The organism is Enterobacter cloacae complex sp. 370H10, from assembly GCF_050031535.1.
Taxonomy (GTDB): Bacteria; Pseudomonadota; Gammaproteobacteria; order Enterobacterales; family Enterobacteriaceae; genus Enterobacter; species Enterobacter intestinihominis.
The window spans coordinates 1,171,328-1,190,292 of record NZ_JBLGWG010000001.1 but is presented as its reverse complement, the minus strand read 5'-3'; the positions used below and the strand labels follow the sequence as shown (position 1 = coordinate 1,190,292).

At 54.0% G+C, this 18,965-nt stretch carries 26 protein-coding genes; all 26 read right to left on the bottom strand.

The genetic code is table 11. The features are described 5' to 3' along the window. Positions 1 to 5: 5 nt before the first annotated feature. The 26 genes from ACQG2Q_RS05780 to ACQG2Q_RS05655 all read right to left on the bottom strand — a co-directional run bounded on the left by ACQG2Q_RS05780 (position 6) and on the right by ACQG2Q_RS05655 (position 18,874). Positions 6 to 2,483: a host specificity factor TipJ family phage tail protein gene (locus ACQG2Q_RS05780; protein ID WP_096216861.1), complete on the bottom strand. Its 2,478-nt coding sequence runs from the start codon at positions 2,481 to 2,483 to the stop codon at positions 6 to 8. After that, positions 2,470 to 2,886, bottom strand: coding sequence for an NlpC/P60 family protein (locus ACQG2Q_RS05775; protein ID WP_233156203.1), 417 nt, complete (start codon positions 2,884 to 2,886; stop codon positions 2,470 to 2,472). Before ACQG2Q_RS05775 ends, ACQG2Q_RS05780 begins: the two co-directional genes overlap by 14 nt. After that, entirely contained in the window at positions 2,849 to 3,319 is a 471-nt protein-coding gene (locus tag ACQG2Q_RS05770) for a hypothetical protein (RefSeq protein ID WP_045288362.1), read from the bottom strand. The genes ACQG2Q_RS05775 and ACQG2Q_RS05770 overlap by 38 nt, the downstream gene beginning before the upstream one ends. Next, positions 3,319 to 3,816, bottom strand: coding sequence for a hypothetical protein (locus ACQG2Q_RS05765; protein ID WP_016245414.1), 498 nt, complete (start codon positions 3,814 to 3,816; stop codon positions 3,319 to 3,321). Before ACQG2Q_RS05765 ends, ACQG2Q_RS05770 begins: the two co-directional genes overlap by 1 nt. A gap of 41 nt (positions 3,817 to 3,857) precedes the next feature. Beyond that, positions 3,858 to 4,085 carry a hypothetical protein gene (locus ACQG2Q_RS05760; protein ID WP_096216859.1) on the bottom strand — a complete coding sequence of 76 codons (228 nt, stop codon included), beginning with the start codon at positions 4,083 to 4,085 and terminating at the stop codon, positions 3,858 to 3,860. A gap of 10 nt (positions 4,086 to 4,095) precedes the next feature. After that, positions 4,096 to 6,402, bottom strand: a complete 2,307-nt coding sequence (locus ACQG2Q_RS05755) for a tape measure protein (RefSeq protein WP_426759089.1) — start codon at positions 6,400 to 6,402, stop codon at positions 4,096 to 4,098. Between the two features lie 41 nt (positions 6,403 to 6,443). Next, on the bottom strand, positions 6,444 to 7,115 hold the full coding sequence (locus tag ACQG2Q_RS05750; protein ID WP_063436832.1) for a DUF6246 family protein: 672 nt from the start codon (positions 7,113 to 7,115) through the stop codon (positions 6,444 to 6,446). A gap of 60 nt (positions 7,116 to 7,175) precedes the next feature. Continuing rightward, the gene (locus ACQG2Q_RS05745) at positions 7,176 to 7,955 is read right to left on the bottom strand and encodes a hypothetical protein (RefSeq protein ID WP_047642439.1); all 780 of its coding nucleotides are present in this window, start codon (positions 7,953 to 7,955) and stop codon (positions 7,176 to 7,178) included. Positions 7,956 to 8,019: 64 nt separating this feature from the next. Further along, entirely contained in the window at positions 8,020 to 8,403 is a 384-nt protein-coding gene (locus tag ACQG2Q_RS05740) for a phage tail termination protein (protein ID WP_032667503.1), read from the bottom strand. Beyond that, positions 8,400 to 8,768: a hypothetical protein gene (locus ACQG2Q_RS05735; RefSeq protein WP_032652844.1), complete on the bottom strand. Its 369-nt coding sequence runs from the start codon at positions 8,766 to 8,768 to the stop codon at positions 8,400 to 8,402. The genes ACQG2Q_RS05740 and ACQG2Q_RS05735 overlap by 4 nt, the downstream gene beginning before the upstream one ends. 58 nt (positions 8,769 to 8,826) lie before the next feature. Next, positions 8,827 to 9,075, bottom strand: coding sequence for a hypothetical protein (locus ACQG2Q_RS05730; protein ID WP_063436833.1), 249 nt, complete (start codon positions 9,073 to 9,075; stop codon positions 8,827 to 8,829). An 18-nt stretch (positions 9,076 to 9,093) separates the two neighbouring features. After that, positions 9,094 to 9,444, bottom strand: a complete 351-nt coding sequence (locus ACQG2Q_RS05725; RefSeq protein ID WP_426759088.1) for a hypothetical protein — start codon at positions 9,442 to 9,444, stop codon at positions 9,094 to 9,096. Further along, on the bottom strand, positions 9,441 to 9,674 hold the full coding sequence (locus ACQG2Q_RS05720; RefSeq protein ID WP_096216853.1) for a hypothetical protein: 234 nt from the start codon (positions 9,672 to 9,674) through the stop codon (positions 9,441 to 9,443). Before ACQG2Q_RS05720 ends, ACQG2Q_RS05725 begins: the two co-directional genes overlap by 4 nt. After that, a complete protein-coding gene (locus ACQG2Q_RS05715; RefSeq protein ID WP_047717761.1) occupies positions 9,667 to 9,840 on the bottom strand; it encodes a hypothetical protein in 174 nt (57 codons plus the stop codon). The genes ACQG2Q_RS05720 and ACQG2Q_RS05715 overlap by 8 nt, the downstream gene beginning before the upstream one ends. Beyond that, positions 9,840 to 10,220: a DUF7370 family protein gene (locus ACQG2Q_RS05710; protein ID WP_426759087.1), complete on the bottom strand. Its 381-nt coding sequence runs from the start codon at positions 10,218 to 10,220 to the stop codon at positions 9,840 to 9,842. Before ACQG2Q_RS05710 ends, ACQG2Q_RS05715 begins: the two co-directional genes overlap by 1 nt. 2 nt (positions 10,221 to 10,222) lie before the next feature. Next, positions 10,223 to 10,504 (bottom strand): hypothetical protein, encoded by a 282-nt coding sequence (locus tag ACQG2Q_RS05705; protein WP_426759086.1) that lies wholly within the window; start codon positions 10,502 to 10,504, stop codon positions 10,223 to 10,225. Positions 10,505 to 10,515: 11 nt separating this feature from the next. Beyond that, the gene (locus ACQG2Q_RS05700) at positions 10,516 to 11,598 is read right to left on the bottom strand and encodes a major capsid protein (RefSeq protein WP_045363924.1); all 1,083 of its coding nucleotides are present in this window, start codon (positions 11,596 to 11,598) and stop codon (positions 10,516 to 10,518) included. Between the two features lie 11 nt (positions 11,599 to 11,609). After that, the gene (locus tag ACQG2Q_RS05695) at positions 11,610 to 12,041 is read right to left on the bottom strand and encodes a hypothetical protein (protein WP_096216829.1); all 432 of its coding nucleotides are present in this window, start codon (positions 12,039 to 12,041) and stop codon (positions 11,610 to 11,612) included. 3 nt (positions 12,042 to 12,044) lie between these two features. Then, positions 12,045 to 13,433 (bottom strand): DUF2213 domain-containing protein, encoded by a 1,389-nt coding sequence (locus ACQG2Q_RS05690; RefSeq protein WP_096216828.1) that lies wholly within the window; start codon positions 13,431 to 13,433, stop codon positions 12,045 to 12,047. Positions 13,434 to 13,504: 71 nt separating this feature from the next. Continuing rightward, on the bottom strand, positions 13,505 to 14,017 hold the full coding sequence (locus ACQG2Q_RS05685) for a hypothetical protein (protein WP_096216827.1): 513 nt from the start codon (positions 14,015 to 14,017) through the stop codon (positions 13,505 to 13,507). Between the two features lie 40 nt (positions 14,018 to 14,057). Next, positions 14,058 to 15,062, bottom strand: a complete 1,005-nt coding sequence (locus ACQG2Q_RS05680; protein WP_096216826.1) for a phage minor head protein — start codon at positions 15,060 to 15,062, stop codon at positions 14,058 to 14,060. Next, positions 14,989 to 16,458: a DUF1073 domain-containing protein gene (locus ACQG2Q_RS05675; protein ID WP_096216825.1), complete on the bottom strand. Its 1,470-nt coding sequence runs from the start codon at positions 16,456 to 16,458 to the stop codon at positions 14,989 to 14,991. The genes ACQG2Q_RS05680 and ACQG2Q_RS05675 overlap by 74 nt, the downstream gene beginning before the upstream one ends. A 12-nt stretch (positions 16,459 to 16,470) precedes the next feature. Further along, complete coding sequence (locus tag ACQG2Q_RS05670; RefSeq protein WP_426759085.1) at positions 16,471 to 17,943, bottom strand: terminase; 1,473 nt, start codon at positions 17,941 to 17,943, stop codon at positions 16,471 to 16,473. Further along, complete coding sequence (locus ACQG2Q_RS05665) at positions 17,943 to 18,458, bottom strand: hypothetical protein (protein ID WP_039025437.1); 516 nt, start codon at positions 18,456 to 18,458, stop codon at positions 17,943 to 17,945. The genes ACQG2Q_RS05670 and ACQG2Q_RS05665 overlap by 1 nt, the downstream gene beginning before the upstream one ends. A gap of 3 nt (positions 18,459 to 18,461) precedes the next feature. Then, positions 18,462 to 18,668 (bottom strand): hypothetical protein, encoded by a 207-nt coding sequence (locus tag ACQG2Q_RS05660; RefSeq protein ID WP_006808962.1) that lies wholly within the window; start codon positions 18,666 to 18,668, stop codon positions 18,462 to 18,464. Further along, positions 18,665 to 18,874 (bottom strand): hypothetical protein, encoded by a 210-nt coding sequence (locus tag ACQG2Q_RS05655; RefSeq protein WP_006808963.1) that lies wholly within the window; start codon positions 18,872 to 18,874, stop codon positions 18,665 to 18,667. Before ACQG2Q_RS05655 ends, ACQG2Q_RS05660 begins: the two co-directional genes overlap by 4 nt. Positions 18,875 to 18,965 lie beyond the last annotated feature (91 nt).

Genomic DNA, 18,965 nt, shown 5'->3' with positions numbered 1-18,965 from the left:
GGTTCTTATTGGTAGATGGCGTCGCTGTATTCCGCGACGGTCAGAGATACCGTGTTATCTGTGTTCGGTTTGATGCTGTTGACCGTCCATAGCTGACTGTCCAGTTCCTCAACGGTCGCGATGAGGTAGCGCGACGGAAGCTGCACAGTGTCTCCGTTCCATATGTTGAGCTGAATGTTGGGGATAGCCGCGGTGAATCCGTACTTCGTGTCGCCACGCGCAGCCGCTGGATAGCGCAGCGTCGGGTTACCCAGGCTGTCGGTGACCAGCACATACATATCCCCAGAAAAGGTGATCGGTTCGCTGGTATCGAAGTTATTACCGGCGCGCCCGGTGATGTAACCCTGCTGCTGGTTTCTGTCGTAGATGTCAGGCATCTGAATAACGCTACCGACCTGAATGATCCCGTCTTCAAACACTTTTGCGTTCATCTTAACGCGCGAGTAGATCAGGCGTTTGGTTTCGCGCAGAGCTCGCTCCCTGGCCTGGTACTCGTTACGGAAGCCGACTATCTCCAGCTTGTTCGGGTTTTCCGCTTCCTGCTCAACGATGGAGCCGTTCAGCACGCGGTAGTTAATGTACGTCTTGTTGTTAGTGGTTGGATGAACGTAGGACACCTGCACGCCGTCGTAGCCACCAGGAAGCGTGGCCTCGTACGTCATTTTGTACTCGTCCGTCTTCATGTTGGCCCGGTTGAATACGGCCGCCGGGTAGTCAACTTTCTGGTCACGAGTAAACGTCAGCACGCCGTCGTCCCAGTACGCCACAACCGACGCAGCATTGCAGATCGCCTGCACCCGGTCGCCCAGTGAGTCGTTCTCGTCGTCGAACGTATAGTCGAAGTAACCCAGTCGCTCATCAGGAAGGCTTTCAGCGATCGAATACAGCCCGTACAGGTCAATGCTGCTTACCGGCTGCTCACCCATGATGAGCCAGGTGTGGGCCACCGCATCAGCGAACGAGCGCGACGGCCTCAGGGTGTAATCCACCGTCTGCGTGTCCAGGTCGTACGTAATGGTATGGCGCGTCACCAGTGCGTTATATTTGCGCTCGCGGCTGCCAAGAGCGTTCTCTGTCGCGCGGACTTTTACTCGCACAAGCGTGTCGGTAGGATGAACGACGTTTGTCCTGATGTTGATGCTGTGGATCTCTTCGACCTTGAGCAGTGACGCGTCACCGGAGTTATCCGTGCGCTGGAAGCTGACTGCGTATTTCCCGAACCCGCCGGTCGGAGTGATCTTGTCAGTGCGATAAAACACCTCGCTCGTCGACTGGTGCGGCGTCGTCTGCCGGTACGTAAACGTCTGCTGCGTTCCCGGCACCTGGTTGTAGTCGTCGTCGATTTTCCAGATGACAACCTTCCAGTTGGTCTCTTTCTTCCCGCCGAGGCTGGACTGGGTATGCAGCCACAGCTGCGTTGACTCGACCGGGGAAAAGAACGGCCCCACTACCAGCGCCTCGTTATCGTTGAGGATGAATTTCGTGGTGTTGATCATGGCGTTAGCCGGAATGTCCAGCGGCCCCTCCAGCTGGTTCATCGTAAACGTGTACCAGCGCACCGGGTTAACAACCGCGCCGTCGTTTGTTTCAACGGCGGAGATCAGCGTTCCGGAGAATGTCGCATCGGTAGTCACGTTGCCGGAGGCCGTGCTATACGTCACGTTGATGGTGAAGGTTACAGCGTGCGGCAGAACCAGCCCCATGAAATAGTCGAACTCGGCTTGTTTCACGATTTTCATCGCTATCTGGCCGCCGGAATACGTTCCGCTGACAACCGTGTTTGCCGTTGCTGTTTCTATAGGGAAATCGCTGGCTTCGTTCTGCCCGGGGACCTCCTGCCCGTCGACGTCATCGAACCCGTATCCCTCGACGATCTGCGGGATAACTTCTCCTGGCTGGAAGAACTGGAATTCGGCACCGGCCAGAGAGCCCAGGCTCGATTCTGAGTAGCGCACAGACTCGTAATCGTATTTGCCGATCCCGATGCACATCCACTCAGTGACGTACTTCAGGCCGCCGTCGGTAGCCGTCTGATGAACGTATTCGAATACTGATTCCTGAATCAGATCCGGGAACGAACGAATCTGTCCGTAGATGTCTGGCTTGGCCTTGTAAACGCGCGCGGTGTTTGTCTGACCAGTCAGGCTATTGTTCGGTGAGTCGACGGTATTACCGCCGTTGTTCGCGATTGCCGGCTTCGGAGCCAGGAACGAAAACACCTGGCCAACGACTTTAAAAATCGGGCTCAGGATGTCGCCGACAATGCCCTTCGGCTGGTCGAATATCTGGATGTGGTCCAGCTCACTCAGCTCAAACGCCAGCTCATCATCGTCGCCCAGCTTTACGCCGTTGCGGACGATCAGCAGGTCGCGGTGAAAAGTAGCGTCATTGGCCGCCAGCCAGTCATAAAAAAGGGTGCCGTTTGGCACCCTGCAACGCAGCTTAGGCGTTCCTGGAAAATTCGATATCTCAACCAGCGCCATATTCGAAAAACTCCACTTTGGTGAATGCCCGCTGAATGACCAGCAACGAGTCCATGCGCACGCTTCCGTTCTCTCCACGCGAGTGCAGCGCCTGCCGGTTCAGTACCAGGCCAACGTGCGCCGGTTGCGCGCCGCGGTACCCGACAAATATCCCGCCCTCGACCTGATTATCGACCTGGCGCCAGAAAACAACGTCACCCTGATAGCAGGTGAAGAAGTCCGCCCCGGCTTCGTAGTCCGGTGTCTGGTGCAACTCAATGCCGAGGACGTGCCGGTAATACAGCACCACCAGCCCCCAGCAATCCACCTTTTCGAACGAACAGGCCCGGTTAGCCCACGGCACGCCGATCATCCTGCTGATAAAATCAGAGGTACTGAAGGCCAGTGTATTCCGTTGGGTCATAGAGCCTTCCGATGTTGTTGTTTAGAGGGTTGGTGACAGACAGAGTGACCGATGCGGCGTCGGCATCGATATCTACCGTCTTTACGTAAAGCTGCCAGGACTTAATCGGCACAGACACGTCTCCGCTGTCGAAGATCTGCCGGGTGGCCGTGATAGCTGTTAGCCGGGCCGCTCCCTTCCACTGCTTCATCAGCGCTTTGATGTCCGACGACAGCCGCCCTAACTTCACCGTCGCATCGATCACCGGCGTACCGCTCTGCTGGCTCTCTTCGATTTCAAAACGGGCGGGTGTGTACGTCTGGCCGCCAAGCGTCTTCGGGAAGAACTGCTTATCGACCAGGCGGACATAGCCGAAGGATGGATGGTAGAACGTGATGGTGTCGTACAGTCCGCGCGTCGGGCGCTGCTGCTTATAAGCTCTGAAGGTAGGCATCACGGCACTCTCGGTAAAGATTCCGGGTCGCGCCCGTCAGGATAACCCGTGACAACGATATCCAGCCACGAATCCCACGGTGGAGGCAGCTCAACAATTATGTCGTCAAACTCGTCGTCAGCGTTATAGAGGTGGTTCGCAATAACGGTCCCCGTCCAGGTCACCACCCCACCGTCGATACTGGTTTGGACTGGCATCTGCGTGAAGTGAAGCTCCTGCAATTGCAGGCCACTGCCGCCCAGATTGATATTCATCCGGAACCAGTTCAGGCCCCGGTTGAGATAGTTCGGGCTGCGTAGCCACTGCTGGAAAGCGCGTTCCTGCGCCAGGGTGAATATCCACGTCAGCGACCAGGTCACTTTCAGGTCGTCGGTTTGATTCTCGAAGATGGCCGGGCCGACCGCTGGCTGATCGGTCTGGAACCCGGTATCGAGCGTCATATTTTTGCTGGCCTTCTGCGCCAGCGGCAGCCAGTCGGGATAGTCGATAATTGGCATCTAAACTCCAGGCATTAAAAAACCCGCCGAAGCGGGTTTGATTAATCAACAAGCCGGGGCCCGGATGGTGCCTCGTAAATATTGATTTTTATGTCAACGATATCGCCATTATTGGTAAATTCCAGATCTTCGCCAGCTGGCGCTATACCCTTAATTTTTGATCCATCATTTAGAGTAAAGACAAACTCGACCGCCCTGTTCGGGCATATCTTATGTGGCTTACCTATCTCGGTTGGTATTGACTGCATTTCGCCAGGCTCAATAACCACGTAAATCTCCTTATCCCTGACCGTTCGGGGTTCTTTTAACGTTGAAGTTGCTGGTTATACCCTGACTTATCGGGCCTCCATTATTCAAATCCGCGATAATCGTTGTGAGGGTAATGCTACCATCTGAATTCACTGTACCCTGAGAATCAACGGTAGCAGAGGTGTAATTCTGCACGATATTGTTGATTATTACACCACTTCCGCTCTGCATATCCTTATTGCTGATCACCTTGCCGTTGTCGCCCGGTATCATGTACTGCTTACCGGTACTGGCCTGGTAAATCTCCGGCTTCCCTCGCTCACCGACCTGATACATGCTTCCCGCTGACACAGGTCCGCCATTGTATCTGGCCCCAGCCAAAGCCAGCCCTTGAGCAAGCCCAACGGTAGATGCAATACCAGCCATCGCAGGCGCTGAGTTTGCGCCAAAGGATGCCAGGCTGGCCAGCGCTGCGGCTGGAGCCCATGCGGCCGCCGTCGTGGTAGCCATACCGACAGAAGCAGCGGTAGAAGCTGCGCCCAATGTCTGACCGATAATGAAGTTTTTGAGAGCCTCAACCCCAACCTGGACTAGCGCATTTACCACGCTATTCAGCATCGTGTTACCGAGTGAGCGCATAGCATCCTGAGCTGACATCGTTCCGGTGATCAGTCCAGTTATGACGTTTGATGCGTTTCCGCCAAAGGCATCCACGGCACTCGTTAGCATGCCGAAGCCGATATTCATTTGGCTTAATTCTTGCCACTGAGCATCGAGTCTTTTTTGGCGATATTGCTCCTCAATGCTAGCCCTTACAGCCTCTACCTCAGCTATTTTCTGAGGGTAGAGCGCAGCGTACTGGTTGAGTTGCTCAATCTGCTGCTGAAATTGGCTTTCAACGCTAGCCACAGGAGAAGCTTGGCTTTGTAGGCTGCTGAAGTTGGACTGCGCAGCTTGCTTATCTCTTTCTGCCTGGGCTTGCTTTTTCAATGCTTCAGCAGTATCCAAAGCCTGTGCTTTGTACTCTCTTGCCTTCTGTCGCTGTTCATCCGTTGCATCGGCACCAAGAGACATCTCTGCCCTTAGTAGTTGCTGCTCACGTGTTAATTCACTGGTTGAACCTGCTGCAAGGACAGATTCTTGCCTCATGGCTTCCAGCTTTTCGTTTATCGACTCCTGCGCTTTAGCGTACTGCTCTGCTTCTTTCTGTGCCGCAGACTTTCCGCCCTTCGCTTTAGAACCACCTGTAGTGGCAGTGGCTTTTATTTCGATAGGTTTAGTGGCTGCGGCTGTTTTCTGAACCGCATCCCAACCGGCGCGAGAGGCCTTCTCCCACGCTTCAGCTGTAAGTTGCGCGGATTTCTCCTCGTTCTCTTTCTGCCAGTCACCAAAGCCAAGCCAACTCCATGTTCTCGCTCGCTTAGCGTACATTTCGGCTTCAGAGCGCAGATCTGCTATTTGCTGACTGGCGGTAGCGGCCTGCCCGGTAAGCCTGCCAATGGCAACAGCGAGAGAATCGATAACCAGAACCATCCCGTTGCTAGCCCCTGTAGCCTGGTTAATATTATCAACCATGGTCAGGAAAGAGTTGGTGAGAGCGGTATTGGCCTGTGAAAGCGTGCGAGGGAGTTTCTCGAACTCTGCATTAACTGAACCGGTTTGCTTCTGAATTGCGTTGAGGGCATCTTCTGCCGTCAGCTTCCCGTCCAGCATGAGCTGACGAAGCTCTCCGATGCTTACACCCATCCCGGCGGCAATCTGGCGCGCCAGTTCCGGCATTTGCTCAAGGATGGAGTTGAACTCTTCCGCCCGGATAGTGCCAGAGGAGATCGACTGGCCGAACTGACGAAGAGCATTAGCCATTTCCTCGGATGAGGAGCCACCAATACGCCCGATTTTCTGAAGTGTTTCGGTGAGCTGAATGATCTGGCCGTTCGTCGCGCCGGTATCGCGCAACGCGGTGCTGAGGGTCTCCCACAGCTTCGCTGTATCCTGTAGCGAACCACCCGTTGCCGAACTGATACGCATCAGACTCTGCATAGTCTGCGAGGCTGTCGCTGCACTACCAGTAAGTCTCTCTATACGAGCGTTGAGCTGGCTCATGTTGTCAGCAGCAACGAGGAATGCACGCCCCCAGTCAACAACTATCGATGCAGCTATGGCCCCGGCAACTTTGTTTATGCTGGTCTGGAGTTGGTCAAACTTACTGGCCGCTTTTGACGCTCCGCCACTCATCTTCTCAAGGCGCTCATTTACTTTGCGCTGGGCCTCAATCAGATTCGCAACATCCATCTGCACCTGATAGACGATATTGCCTACTTGTTCCTCACCAGCCATTGATATTTCTCCTGTGGATTATCCCACGCAATAGCCGGGAGTTATTTCTTCGCTGCGGCCCTTCTTGCCGCCTGTTTAGCCAGAAAATCATCAGCAACTGCGCTGTATTCTTCTTTGGTTAGGCCTTTCTGGTCCGGATATTTCTCTGACAGCAACGCCTGAAATTCAGTCATGGTCAAACAACGCGCTTCATCCAGGCTTATGTTGAAGCGGATCCTTGCTGCGTTGATGTATTCAATGGCGTTAAATTCTGTAGTACCGCCTGATGATTCATGGCGCTGGAGTTTTCGCGTCTTGGCTTTCCCTGTTACGCCATGCTGTAAAAGATGCTGAGCAAAGATGACAATATCTGACTGAGGCATGAGACCGGGCGAATAAGAAAGCTTTCCTTCAACCTCATCCCATTGGCCAACAATCGGCGTTAAATCTTCGTCTGAGCACGCCTGTAAAACATCCATGGCTTTTGCTAGCAGGCGATCTGAAACCCTGCGCATCGCTGGCCCCATCCAGTCAGGTAAACCGCCAAAAGCATCTGCACAGACAGAGATTAATTTTTCCGCCTCGCGACCATGGATATCAGCGTATATCTCAACAATTTCATGCGGCTCACCGATTCTTGTCATTGCCTCGAAAGACGGTCGTAACAAGTAATCTTTTCCGCCCTCACGGCTGTCACTTATGCCTATTTCGCCAATTTCTCTTAAAGCGGCCATGATATTTCCTGATCAACGGTCATTATCAAGGCTGCCAGTCGACAGCCTTTGTAATGTTCGCTATGCGGTAACAGTGAGAGCGCAGGTAGTTGAGGTGACTTTATTTCCGTCGCTATCTGTGACTTCACAGCGATAGCTACCGCTCGAGGCAGTTGTAACGCCAAGCAACAAGAGTGTGGCTGTTGCCGCCGTAGGGTTTGCAGTTGAATCGATCTGAGTGCTGCCAAGGAACCATTTGTAGCTGTAAGTTGGGCGACCACCTGTTACGTCAACATCAAGAACGACGTCGTTGTCTGCATCGGCAGCTTTAGTTGCTGGCAAATCTTTGGAGAATGCCAACGGCGTTGAAGGTGTAGCGTCCGTATTAACAACCTGAACAGTAGTGCCATCAGATACTTTGAACTCAACGGTAAACGTGATGATGTCGTTACTTCCGCCATCTGCTGGCGTAAGGTTAGAAATCACCATATAGCCCGAGAACTCGATTGGACCGATAGCGATACGCGCCCACAGCGTCGGCTGGCGCTTGGCATTGATCTCATCAGTAAAGTACTTCACCAGATTGCCGTAGCCGAACTGGTCAAGTTTGTCGTGTTTCCGCACTTCACCATCAAAACTGATTGTCGCGTCAGCATTGGTGATGATGTTTTCTACCCATCCCGCAGTATCGTCTGCATCAGAGGTGACCGAGTTTGGAGCAAAATCCAGACCCTTACTGGTTCCCGCACCGAGAGCCTTCCAGTCGTCTTCTGTAGGCCGGGCATCTGGGCAACCATAGGCCAGCTCCAGCACTGTTGCCGAGCCGAATACCCTTTCGTTGGAGTTTTGGCAATTAGCCATCTTTGACCTCTTTTATGTATAAAAAAAGGCCGCCAGATGGCGACCTTGTGTTGATGATTTTTCTTCAGTCCCCGAAAGTGCAGGCAAACTGTAATCTTAGGACAATTCTTCCCTCCTCCGTCGTCACTGGAGTTGGATAAGCGCCCATGTTTTCGATCTTACCCACGCATTCGTCTGCGTGAGGATTTGCCTGAACGTAATCAAGGATTGACTGAGCTGCCGTTGCCGCCGCCTGGTTTTTGTCCTTTGCACCAATCACATCGACCAGGACATAGTTATCGTTCCCGAGGTCATTTCTGATGGGGGTTCCGCCATTTGGTCTGAACACCATAATCGCTTTCGAAAGATCATTCGGGTCATTGAAATTAAGAAGCTGAACCAGGAAACCGTTAGTAAGCCCGGCATCGCCAAACATGTTCCTGACTCGCTGATACATAGGAGGATTCATAGAGACATTTCCTTGGCGATCACAGCATCGATCTGTCGCTGCGTGTCTTCAAACCCCTTGGTTAAAAACTCCTTCCTGGCCGTCGCCCGGCGGAAGTTCTGAGGTACGCTTGGGTCATGGACGTATGCAGCGTAGTTAGCTGAATAACCCACCCGGCCAGTCACGCGATTGCCATTTACAGTAATCTCGCGAAACTGGCTATTGATGAGGGTTGACGTATCGATCGGGGTATAGAGCGCCGCCTGAGATCCGCCGATAATCAAAGCTGATTGCATGGCTCTAACGACCTTTCTCCCCTGAATATCACCAACCAGAGCATTAAGGTTTTTCTTCGCCTGGCTAATACCCTTAACTTTGATGCCCATGGCTTTCTCCAGGCAATAAAAAAGGCCGCCGTGGCGACCTTATCCTAGTGATCATTGGTTATTTTAATTCGATGAACTCACCATCGACTTTCAAAAACTCGAGGTTATCTTCATCAATGAATTCAGGCCTTTTGGCAGTGATGGATGGTTCCCCATGACCACCAGACGATGTTGAATTCCTCATGATGACGATGAGGTTTTTATCATTGAATGTCGCTCGGAAACCATCCGGAACCGCAACAACTTCGCCTGAATCGTTCTTCCATTCACCTAATGGATAGTAGACGTTTACCCACCGAATTTTCATGATTGCCTCAACCAATATTCAAACACCAGTCAGTATCGCATAATCATCCGCCAGGCGCTCAAACGTGTCGGCATAGCGGATAACTTGCCGCACCTCGTCGGCACCGGCGACAACTGGGTCAGCCTCGGTCGACACACCAATCAGCAGGTAATCACCCGCAGCCGCCAGCGCGAACTCCGTCCAGACAGTGTTCTTCACGACGATTTCAGCGCCCAGGCTGGCTAACTTCTTGCTGAGCCCGCCCTCGTAATCACAGAGGATTTGCTCAGGTTCGGAATAACCCAGCGGATCGCCGTATTCGTCATTGCCTTCCAGTTTGCGCCAGATGGTCGCCGTGGCTGTGTATGACCAGTTGGCCACGCTGCTCATAGAGTGAATACCTCCACCTTCTCAACGATTTTGAAATCATCAAGAGGCCGCATCGCGCCTGATTGACTGGCGAGGCGCTTAGCATCAGCCTGCTCCAGAAAGTCAGATTTGGCTTTCTCGTAAGTTTCAGCATGGCGGCCAATAAACTTAACACCTGAGTCGTTTATCCAGATGAACAGCGACCAGTTGTCTTCGCACTTAAAGGCATGCACATCGTATCGTTCAGCCATCTTTCCACCTCAGCACCTTCGCGCCAGTCGCCCGGATGCGCGGGCAGTTGATGAACCACTCGCCGTCCGATTTCACGTATCCGGTAGTCTCCCGCCCGGTGTCGGTCATCACCCATACACGGGTAAACGAACGCGGCAGGCCTTGCTTAACTGATTTGTACGTCATCAGCAGCCCCCGACCACCATGAACAGGCCGACACTATTACCAGCGCTGATAGGTAACTCACCGGTGCATCCGCTGGTATCCAGTTTCGCCAGCGAGTCGCGCAGCCAGGTGATACCGTCATCTCCATAATCGAACGAGCGCGACGCTCCTGATGGCGCCCCCTGCGATTTGATTCGCCGGGCACCGGAAGACGTCGCCATGAGCGCAGCGGCATACATCAGGATGAGTTTTGCGCTGCAGTCGTCATACCCCGCGCCGTCAAGGCACGGGATAATCTTGTTCACCATGCATAGAATCGGGTCCAGCAGCGCGCCGGGAATGGCATAACCCAATTCACCGAGGAACGCCTGCACGTCTGCCGCTGTGATTGGGTCAGCCATGGTTATTTACCCTTCTTCGATTTAGCGGTGGTCTCCGGCTGCTCCGGCTGCTCCGGCTGCTCCGGCTGCTCCGGCTGCTCCGGCTGCTCCGGCTGCTCTTCAGCATCAGAGCCAGGAGAGGCGACTTCAAGTACGCGATCTTCATCAACGATGATTTCAACCAACCCTGCACTCTTCCACCGATGCGCAGTGCTTCGGTCAACCTCTACTTCTGAACCAACCTCCAACTTGCGGAGATTGGCACCAGAGAACAGGTTATTGCCTGTTACTTTTACCAGTGCCATTCACTTTCTCCTTAGCTGCTCGCAAAGAGCACGCCGTGTTTCAGGTTGATGTCCTGCTTAACCATCAGACCCATTGCGCCCCAGGTACGCCAGATGAAGTCGCTGTTATAGAACTGACGCGGGTCCGCGACCGTACCAACGGCCTGTCCGGTGACTGGAGCGATCACCCCTGCAGCCAGAGGAACAACCAAAATCTGGTTTCCAGTCAATTCAGCGTCTTCTTTCACAGCGGCGATGCCGGAAAGTCTCAGGATTTCATCCAGGACTGTACGGGTCTTGTTCTGGGTATCGAAGTACTGCTCCCAGTTCGACATGATTTCACTGGATACATACCAGGTCTGCTGGCCATACTGATGGTTCTGCAGTTTCAGCACATCGCGAAGAGCGATCGCCCCCTTTCGCATGGCGTCAGGATCTGTGCTGGTTGCAAAGTTGATGTTCAGGCCTGCTGCGCCGAGATCGACCAGACCAACACGCTCATCAGCCTTTAAACCTTTCCAGGTCTTGCCATCGAAGGTTACGAAGTTGCCTTCTGAATCACGGAAACCGTTAAACATGTAATCCACGATTTTACGACGCACGTCATCAACAGAACCGCGCTGCGCATCAGACAGGGAAGCCAGGGCAGAACCTTTATTGAAGATCGGGTCACGCCAGTGGAACTTGAAACCAGAATCGTGCACCGGCACCATCGTGCCGTCGAAGCTGTACGCGCGTGCGTCAAGTGCCGCACCAATCTGTCCTGACATTGATGTGTGCGCCCAGCCACGACCGCCAGTACGAGCGTATTCATACACGGACTCTTCCAGGCGGACCGAGCGAGACAGCGGCATTAAGTCATTAAACAAGGTGAACTCGGTATTTGGCTCGAATTGAGCAAGAACGGTCTGGTCGTACGCACGGTACATGCGGCGAATATCGTCTACCGCATTCACCGCATCCAGATGGCCTTGCTCACCAAAGCGAGCGCGGGCGATGAAGTCAGCCACGGCCTGGGCGCTCATGTTGCGCGCCATCTCCAGCTCACGGAACTGTGCCTGGTTGACTTCTAGGTTACCGGTGCGTTCACCGATAGAGCGTGAAAATACAAGCATTCAGTTGCTCCTTACTTGATAACGACGCGCAGCAGATCGCCTGCAGCAACGGTGTACGCCGTGTCTTCTTCGACAAATGCGCGAATTGATTCATCGGTGCCTGCGGTTTTAACCTGGCCATTTGCGATGGAAAGCGGCTGTCCTTTTTTGTACGTGCCTGCAGCGGCGCGTACGTTGAGGAACATGCCCTGCATTGGATGAATGCCAACCACCAACTCATTCACCGGAATGGAGTCATCAACCGTCTGGCAGCGTAGATAATCAAAGTCAGCGATATAGAGGATCGCCTCTTCGTTACCATCAACAGACGCTGTGAACTTCCCAGCAGAGAAGAAGCCAACGGTACCTGGTTTAGTGGCGGCCGCCGCGGCACCTTCACGGTTAAGCAGCGGATTAGGGAATACGCCACCGGCGTGAATTACGTGTTTTCCGTCTTTAGCCATTTTTTACTCCGGCATTTCGCTGACTGATTGGGTGTTGGTAGCCTGATTGCGGAATGCACCGTTCAGGCCGAAAGATGTCTGGCACTTTGCATACATGGCGTCGAGCGCCTTACCGTCCAGATCTGCGACTTCTTCATCGCTCATGTTCATCGCCAGCTTCACAGCCGCGCGCTTTTCGCCCTTCTCTTTGTCGGCGTTCGCGTTCAGGCTGTTGAAAACGACGTCCACGCGATCGGCGAGCGTTTTCGCCCACGCTGGCATCTCTTCGTTATTGGCGGCCTGCTCTTTTTTCTTGGGCTTGCCGGTTTCCTGGTCGATTTCTTCATCGCCTTTTTTCTTGGCGGTGGCTTCTTCGACCTTCATCTGGTTGTATGCGTCCATCAGCTCGGCGTCGGACTTGCCTTCAGTCGGCTTACCAGCGGCTTGCAGCGCATTGATAATCAGTTCTTTCATCGGATCGTTCTCTCCGTTGGTTTTAATCTCGTACTCAGTGGGTTTGCGCACGACTTCTACAGGTTCGCCGACGAACACGGCCTTGCCGTCGTCATCGATGAGGTACTTCTGCTTCAGGTATTTGGTGTCATTGCGGTAGATGAAGCTGTCCGGCCACACCGTTTCAGGCCAAAGCCACTTATCTTCGGTGTCAACCTCGCGCAGCTTGTCGCTGATAGCGCGGGAGATGTCGTCGAAAGAGAAGTTGGAGGCATTGGTGAAGAAAAATTTGGTCTTGTTGAGCAACCCGTCGCGGGTGCAGTCGATTCCATCAGCCAGGCGGGCAACTTCGATCTGCTGCTCATCACCTTCTGAGTTAACGAAGATGCCGACCCCCTCCTCCGGCGTTCCGGCGCCAGGCTCATCAAGCAGCACAGCCACATGGTCAAACATCATGTTGGTGGCGATCTCGTTGTACTTTTTGCCCTTCGACTCACCATTGGCAGCGATACCGGAATACAGCAGGCCGGTGGAGATGTGGATCGGGTCTGAGTTGGTACCGGCCAGCATCTCATCCAGGCGGTTAATCAGGCGCTTGCCCTTCTCGCTGGATTCGGCGTACTGCCGGTTAACGTACATGTCGCCAGTCACCTTGCCGTCTTTGTGGCTCACGTTCTGCAGCCAGGCCCCAACGTGATACTCGTTCACCGCCCGGACATCACGCGCCGACACATGCTTGCCGTCCACTTTCGGATGGCCCAGCGGCATCGGGTTACGCTCAAGTGTGTTGTAGGCCTTTTCGATTTCTGCTGCCGGGTACAACTTCCGGTTCATCACAATATCGTCCACGACAGGCGTGATGCCGCGAACCACGATATGTGGCTTGCCGTCGATGGTTTCAGTTGTGATGTTTGAAGCGGAGTTGACGACGGTCAGCACGTTAACGCGGTTGCGTTTCATGCTGGGTCCTCACTGGTGGATTTCAGGCAATAAAAAAGGCCGCCGTGGCGACCTGTTGTGGGATTCAATAGCTATTTAAATTTCAGTTCGAACTCAGCATCTAAAACTATTGCATCAATGAGTTTTTGTGTGGTTTTAGCCATTTCATGATACGCAATGAAGTCTGGATAACCTTCCTCATGAACGCTGTGTTGTGCCGCTGCGTCATCTTGAAAGAATTTATTCAAAAACTCCCTCGTTAAGGGGCTTAGAGAAATTGGAGCAAGTACATAAAATCGATGAAGTTGAGCGTTTAACTCACGAAACCTTACCCAGTCAACTTTCCCGTCGGGCAGTGGCTGTAGGCGACGCCCCCTTTCTGCGACTGCCTCATAATAATCTGAGGCATAGTCATACATCGCTTTAATTTCGAAAAGGATGTCAATTAGCTGGTTGTAGGCCGCATGCTTTTTCTCCCACCATTTCTCATGGTAGAAACGACTTAAAGCAAATTTGGCAGTAAACCAAGCAGCGGCGACCCCTGTCGTTATTGGCACAACAAGTGTTAGAAAAAACGAACCAACTTCCTGAGGTGTAATGCTCATCGATATAATGTCATGAATATTATGATGAACCTATTTAGCACTAATCAGCATCAGGTTTCCACTGCTTACGCTCTTTCTTCAACTTATCTGCCAGCCCCTCATTGAAGATACTGCCATCGTCATTAAGCAGCACCGGAATCTGGCTGCAGTAGCAGTTGTACCTGTTGCCGTTCTCGGCGTAGAAGTCCCGCACCTCTTCGGTGGTGTAGACCTTGCCGTGACGGCTGGCGTGCCAGGTTCGCGTCGTCGGCTTGAGCGCCGACAGCCACAGAAGGCCGGTATTTAGCCCCAGCCGGTCAGCAGCCCAGTCGGTTTCGTTCCATTGCGCCTGCCGCAGCGCGCCTACCTGCTCAGTCTGAGCGATGGTCTTTGCCTTCGACATCGACACATCGAGGCGCTTGCTGATGACGCTGGCCGTTTCGCGAGGATTCACGCCGCGCGCAACCGCGTCAGTGATGATGTTGGTTAAATCGCCACGGGCGGTGTCGCTGATGACCTTCCAGTCACTGAACGTTGTCAGCCTGGCAGCCGCTATCTGGTTCAGATAACCCGGACTGCTTAAAATCTGCTGTAGCGTCGTCTGACTGGCGTACACCTGCGACTGCTGCGAGAGGTTGTTGAACGCCTCCAGCGTGCCGCGCTGTGCTTCTGCGACGACGTAATCCATCGCCCACAGGTTTTGCTCGCCACCATCCAGCAGGTAATCGTCGAGAATGGCCTGCACCGCTTCCAGCAGGTCTGCCAGTTCCTGCGCCGACATGTCGTAGATAAACTTGCCGGCGTTGACCTGGTAGAGCCGCACATCCTCGCCTTGGTCGTGGCAAAGGAAATGCCAGTTATGGCTGTTCACCTCACGCTCTCGCCCGGTCAGGCGCTGGTCAAACAGAGCTTTCAGCGCGCGCTTGATGCCGAGATACCGCTCCTCGATATCCCGGAACATCGCGGTTACCTGCTTTGCCGATCGGGTCGGGTCAACCTTGCTGCGCGGAACTATCGGCAGGCCCACCTTTGCCGTCTGTTCGAGTGTCGTCGGCCAGTGGATCATCTGTTGTCACCTTATCGTCCGGGTTAGGAGGTTCTTTTGGCTCCGGCAGCGGGTCAAGCCCAACAACTTCGCGCAGCTCATTGGCTGTAATAGGCGGCTCACCGCCATAGAAACCAGTGGTTTTCTGCACGATGTCAGACAACTTAGATGCGTTCTCGATCTTCTCTTTCTCGCCTGGCGCCAGCAGGTCGCTCCACGAAATGGTGACCTCGCCTTTGGTCGGTGGGTCAATAATGCCCAGCGTCCAGAAGCGTTCAAGCAGCGCGGTAATCCGATCTGTCAGGAAACCATTGCGCCGCGTGTTGCGACGGATAGCCCAGTCAGTTTTGTCCTCGTCGCTCGCCAGTCGCCCGGTCTGCTGACCGAACAGGATGGTGAACGGGATCTGTACGGAGGCGGCCAGTTCGTTCGCGGTGACTTCCCAGGTCGGCCCCGGGTCGCCGGGCGTAACGCTTAGAACGTGCATCTGCCCGGCCTGCATCACGGCTGCCGCATCGGTACCTCGGTTTAGCTTGTTGACCTTGTCGCCCATCGCTTCGCCGAGATCGGCATAGCCAGCCTTCTTAGCCTGGTCTGCCAGCGTGTTCATGTCGGTTTCTTTGCTGAATTCGACGGCAATCTGACGGCTGGCGTTCTTCAGGAAGCCCTCGGCGCCCCCACCAGATACTTTCTCAAGGTCGAGGCCCTTGTTGTATCCAGCTTCCAGCAGCGGGATGCCGGAAAGGACGTTGTCGTCTTCAGAACCTTCGCAGAACAGGATAACGCGGCTCGGGTGTACCGGCTCTCCGCGCATCGGACCGACAAAAGGTTCATCACCTACCGGCTGCTCGTTGAAGTTGAACATCTTCGGCTGGCCGAACGATTCTGACTGACGGTCGTTATCCCATTCGGCGACAGTTAACTGCGGCTCCCATACCGGGATGAGTTTTACCAGCGCTGACTCGCCGAGTCGTTTTACTAAAGCCTTGTCGACTTCCTGATCCCAGTTCCGATTGTCTTTCACCTGTAGCAGGAGCGCTGAGTAACGCCCAACCATATTGCGGCGGTCGGCATCCTTCACCTTCGGCCACAGCTTCTTCATGAGCTTGGTGACTTTCTTTTCCCAGGCGTTTGTATTCTTCGCCTCCTGAGCTTCATCACCGTCAACAATGACCGGATAGTCTTGCCAGCAACCATCCAGCAGGCGATGCACCACAGCGAAGCCAGCAGCGTTGCGGCGGTACATGTTGTAGAAGTCGTTGAAGGTGATTGTGCGCGGGTAGCCAAATTCCTGGTAAAGCGTCGGTCGCTTCGTGTTGCCGCCACCGATGCCGATGGCATTCAGGTAATTCGCTCGCCTCATTTCAGTGGCGAGGTTATTCACAGCCAGTTGAAGGCCGTTATCTTGTTCGCTCACTGGCGATGCTCCTTAGAAGAATACTGTGCCAACCTGCTTGCGGTTGTTCTTCGTCACAGCGAAGTAACGGAAGCTATCGGCACCGTGCGAAGTGGCGTCATGGAGAGGTTTGTCTTTCCAGCAGCCGCGCTTGTCGTCCCACTCCTTCCGGTAGCCCTCAAGGTGAGAGATACCTTCCGAGCATTTCTCCTCATCGAATACGCATTTCGGGAGGATTTCACGCGCCGACTCAATGCCGGTATCGATGCCAGCTTTCGGCACCACTTTGAAATTCAGTGAGTACATCTGACCGTCGATTTCGTACCCTTCGCGCGCCAGCTCTTTGCGTGACTTCGCATCAGCTGCGAACTCTCGGTTCTCGATATCGTGCGGCCCCCAGTGCTCGCCATACTCATAGCCGCGGTCTTTCAGCACCTTCATGTAGTGCCTCAGCCCCTCGCCGGAGTTTTCGTAGTAATCGATGATGTGGAACTCTTCGCCAACCTCGCGAACGAACCAGATCGCCGTGGAGTCGCCCACGCCGATATCCCAGAACGTGTGTACCGGGAGGTGGGAGTTATCCGGTAATTGGCCGATTCGCTTGTTGGTATAGAGCCAGCGGAACTGTTTGGCGTAATACGCGCCCTCGACCGACTGCTGGAATGCCTCGGCCGGAATGGTCGGGTATTCGCGCTTCATGTCGTCGCCGAGTGTTTTCTCTTTGGCGTAGTACCAGGCTTTCTGGCTCTCGTTGACTGCTACTCCGTGCTTCGACTCCATCTCAGCGAAGTATTCCAGCAGGCGCACCGGCAGAGACTCTACCGGGTCGATTGCGTACTGCGGGTTCTTCCACCAGGAGAAGAAGAAAAACTTCCAGTCCAGCGCGGAAAGTGGCTTACCCTGCAGCAGCGCCTTTTCTGCTGTCTGGCAGTAATCGAAGAAGTAACCCGCCCGCCCCTCGGCTGTACTCTCGATAGTAGCGAAGCATCCAGTCGATACCGCCTCAAACGCACCAGTGACGATTTCACGGGCTTTGTCTGGATACTTGGCGCATATCTTCCCGAACTCGGAAACGTGCAGGTAGCGCAGCGTACCACCACGAAACGACGTGCTGACGTATAGCGAGCCGCCCTTCTTAAAGACGAGCTCGCCAGACGAATCATTGCTCGCCGGGTTGGCAGCCTTTATCTCTGCCGGCAGCTTGTCGTATGCGTACTTCACCTTTTCACGGAACAGGCGCTTTGCGTCATTCAGCGTGTGGGCTATCAGCGCGCACTTCGCCGACTCGAACAGGGCCGCGTCGAGCTGGATGATGCACACCTCGGTAGTGAATCCGAGCTGGCGTGCTTTCAGGATTATGTTGCGGGTGTGGATCCCCTCGAAGTATTCCCGCTGCTCAGGCGTCATCCTGAAGCGCGTGGGCTTACCCTCTTTGTCGGTGATCCAGTAAAGATTGTTCAGCCGCCAGTCTTTATCCGACAGCAGCTTGATGTGCTCAGGTTTCATTACGCCCCCTGAGACAGTGAATCCATCAGGTTAGACAGGTCATCAACCGTCTTATTGCCTTCCTCGGTGTCGAGGTTGTACGCCTTGCGCTCAGCGTTTATCACTTTGATTTGAGCATCAACACCGGCAGTGATCGAGCGAGACATTGAGGCGTGGTTTTCTTCCGTGATATCTGCATCTTCGAGGAAGTCGCGCAACTTATTAGTGATGCCGCGCCATGCCGCCAGACTTTCTCGATGAGCCATGACTACAGCGGCAGCCTCATCGGAGGCCTGGTCAATAATCTGCTCATCAGTAACCACTGGTGACTGGTTACCGTCTTTGGTTACCGACTTGGTTACCTTGGCCTTGGTTGCCGCCCTGACCTTTTCTGTCAGGTCGCGCTGCCATCCTTCTTTGTTTGCTCTCTTCAGGATGGTGGCATGGTTAACGCCATGCTTTTCGCCGATGGCCCTTACTGACAATGAACCAGCCCGGTAAGCCGATTCAATGGCCTCCCAATCTGGTTTGCTCATTCGTTACTCCGTTGTTTGTTCGACCTGGCTCTTGGCCTTCAGGTAATCAAAGGTCATATCGAGCAATAGAGTGCGCAGCGCGTCATCCTCTGAAATTCGAGGGCTAAGCTCACTCACCCGACGTTGCAATTCTTCAAGCACTTCGCGTGAACGCGCAACATGCCATCTCATATCAAGAGTTACGGTAATGGGTCCTATTTTCGCTGTCATGATGCACTTTCCTCGGTTTCGCCCTCTGCCGGAACTGGCGTGAACTCCACACGCTTCACATCGGCAGGAGCGAAGTAAAGCCACTGGCCTGTTTCGGTTGCCAGCGGCACAAAGCCGTTTACCAACTCAGGCTGACGTCGTGACATCTTGCCCGTGAAGGTTTCGCCTGTTTGGGTGGTTAGCGTGATTTGGTAGATGTCGGACATGATTACCTCTTTGCCTTGTCGCAGCTGTTGCCCTGCTTCTCAGAAGTGCTTAGCCACTTACGGCTTACCCGTCAGCAAGATGATGATCACC

Bases quoted from the DNA above. Each gene is read 5' to 3' on its own strand.
- ACQG2Q_RS05720 (WP_096216853.1), bottom strand. From the start codon at position 9,674: ATGGCTGAACGATACGATGTGCATGCCTTTAAGTGCGAAGACAACTGG.
- ACQG2Q_RS05660 (WP_006808962.1), bottom strand. From the start codon at position 18,668: ATGACAGCGAAAATAGGACCCATTACCGTAACTCTTGATATGAGATGG.
- ACQG2Q_RS05735 (WP_032652844.1), bottom strand. From the start codon at position 8,768: ATGGGCATCAAAGTTAAGGGTATTAGCCAGGCGAAGAAAAACCTTAAT.
- ACQG2Q_RS05700 (WP_045363924.1), bottom strand. From the start codon at position 11,598: ATGCTTGTATTTTCACGCTCTATCGGTGAACGCACCGGTAACCTAGAA.
- ACQG2Q_RS05755 (WP_426759089.1), bottom strand. From the start codon at position 6,402: ATGGCTGGTGAGGAACAAGTAGGCAATATCGTCTATCAGGTGCAGATG.
- ACQG2Q_RS05750 (WP_063436832.1), bottom strand. From the start codon at position 7,115: ATGGCCGCTTTAAGAGAAATTGGCGAAATAGGCATAAGTGACAGCCGT.
- ACQG2Q_RS05710 (WP_426759087.1), bottom strand. From the start codon at position 10,220: ATGGCTGACCCAATCACAGCGGCAGACGTGCAGGCGTTCCTCGGTGAA.
- ACQG2Q_RS05705 (WP_426759086.1), bottom strand. From the start codon at position 10,504: ATGGCACTGGTAAAAGTAACAGGCAATAACCTGTTCTCTGGTGCCAAT.
- ACQG2Q_RS05740 (WP_032667503.1), bottom strand. From the start codon at position 8,403: ATGAATCCTCCTATGTATCAGCGAGTCAGGAACATGTTTGGCGATGCC.
- ACQG2Q_RS05685 (WP_096216827.1), bottom strand. From the start codon at position 14,017: ATGAGCATTACACCTCAGGAAGTTGGTTCGTTTTTTCTAACACTTGTT.
- ACQG2Q_RS05765 (WP_016245414.1), bottom strand. From the start codon at position 3,816: ATGCCAATTATCGACTATCCCGACTGGCTGCCGCTGGCGCAGAAGGCC.
- ACQG2Q_RS05655 (WP_006808963.1), bottom strand. From the start codon at position 18,874: ATGTCCGACATCTACCAAATCACGCTAACCACCCAAACAGGCGAAACC.
- ACQG2Q_RS05725 (WP_426759088.1), bottom strand. From the start codon at position 9,444: ATGAGCAGCGTGGCCAACTGGTCATACACAGCCACGGCGACCATCTGG.
- ACQG2Q_RS05690 (WP_096216828.1), bottom strand. From the start codon at position 13,433: ATGAAACGCAACCGCGTTAACGTGCTGACCGTCGTCAACTCCGCTTCA.
- ACQG2Q_RS05670 (WP_426759085.1), bottom strand. From the start codon at position 17,943: ATGAAACCTGAGCACATCAAGCTGCTGTCGGATAAAGACTGGCGGCTG.
- ACQG2Q_RS05680 (WP_096216826.1), bottom strand. From the start codon at position 15,062: ATGATCCACTGGCCGACGACACTCGAACAGACGGCAAAGGTGGGCCTG.
- ACQG2Q_RS05745 (WP_047642439.1), bottom strand. From the start codon at position 7,955: ATGGCTAATTGCCAAAACTCCAACGAAAGGGTATTCGGCTCGGCAACA.
- ACQG2Q_RS05695 (WP_096216829.1), bottom strand. From the start codon at position 12,041: ATGGCTAAAGACGGAAAACACGTAATTCACGCCGGTGGCGTATTCCCT.
- ACQG2Q_RS05715 (WP_047717761.1), bottom strand. From the start codon at position 9,840: ATGACGTACAAATCAGTTAAGCAAGGCCTGCCGCGTTCGTTTACCCGT.
- ACQG2Q_RS05775 (WP_233156203.1), bottom strand. From the start codon at position 2,886: ATGACCCAACGGAATACACTGGCCTTCAGTACCTCTGATTTTATCAGC.
- ACQG2Q_RS05665 (WP_039025437.1), bottom strand. From the start codon at position 18,458: ATGAGCAAACCAGATTGGGAGGCCATTGAATCGGCTTACCGGGCTGGT.
- ACQG2Q_RS05730 (WP_063436833.1), bottom strand. From the start codon at position 9,075: ATGAAAATTCGGTGGGTAAACGTCTACTATCCATTAGGTGAATGGAAG.
- ACQG2Q_RS05780 (WP_096216861.1), bottom strand. From the start codon at position 2,483: ATGGCGCTGGTTGAGATATCGAATTTTCCAGGAACGCCTAAGCTGCGT.
- ACQG2Q_RS05770 (WP_045288362.1), bottom strand. From the start codon at position 3,319: ATGCCTACCTTCAGAGCTTATAAGCAGCAGCGCCCGACGCGCGGACTG.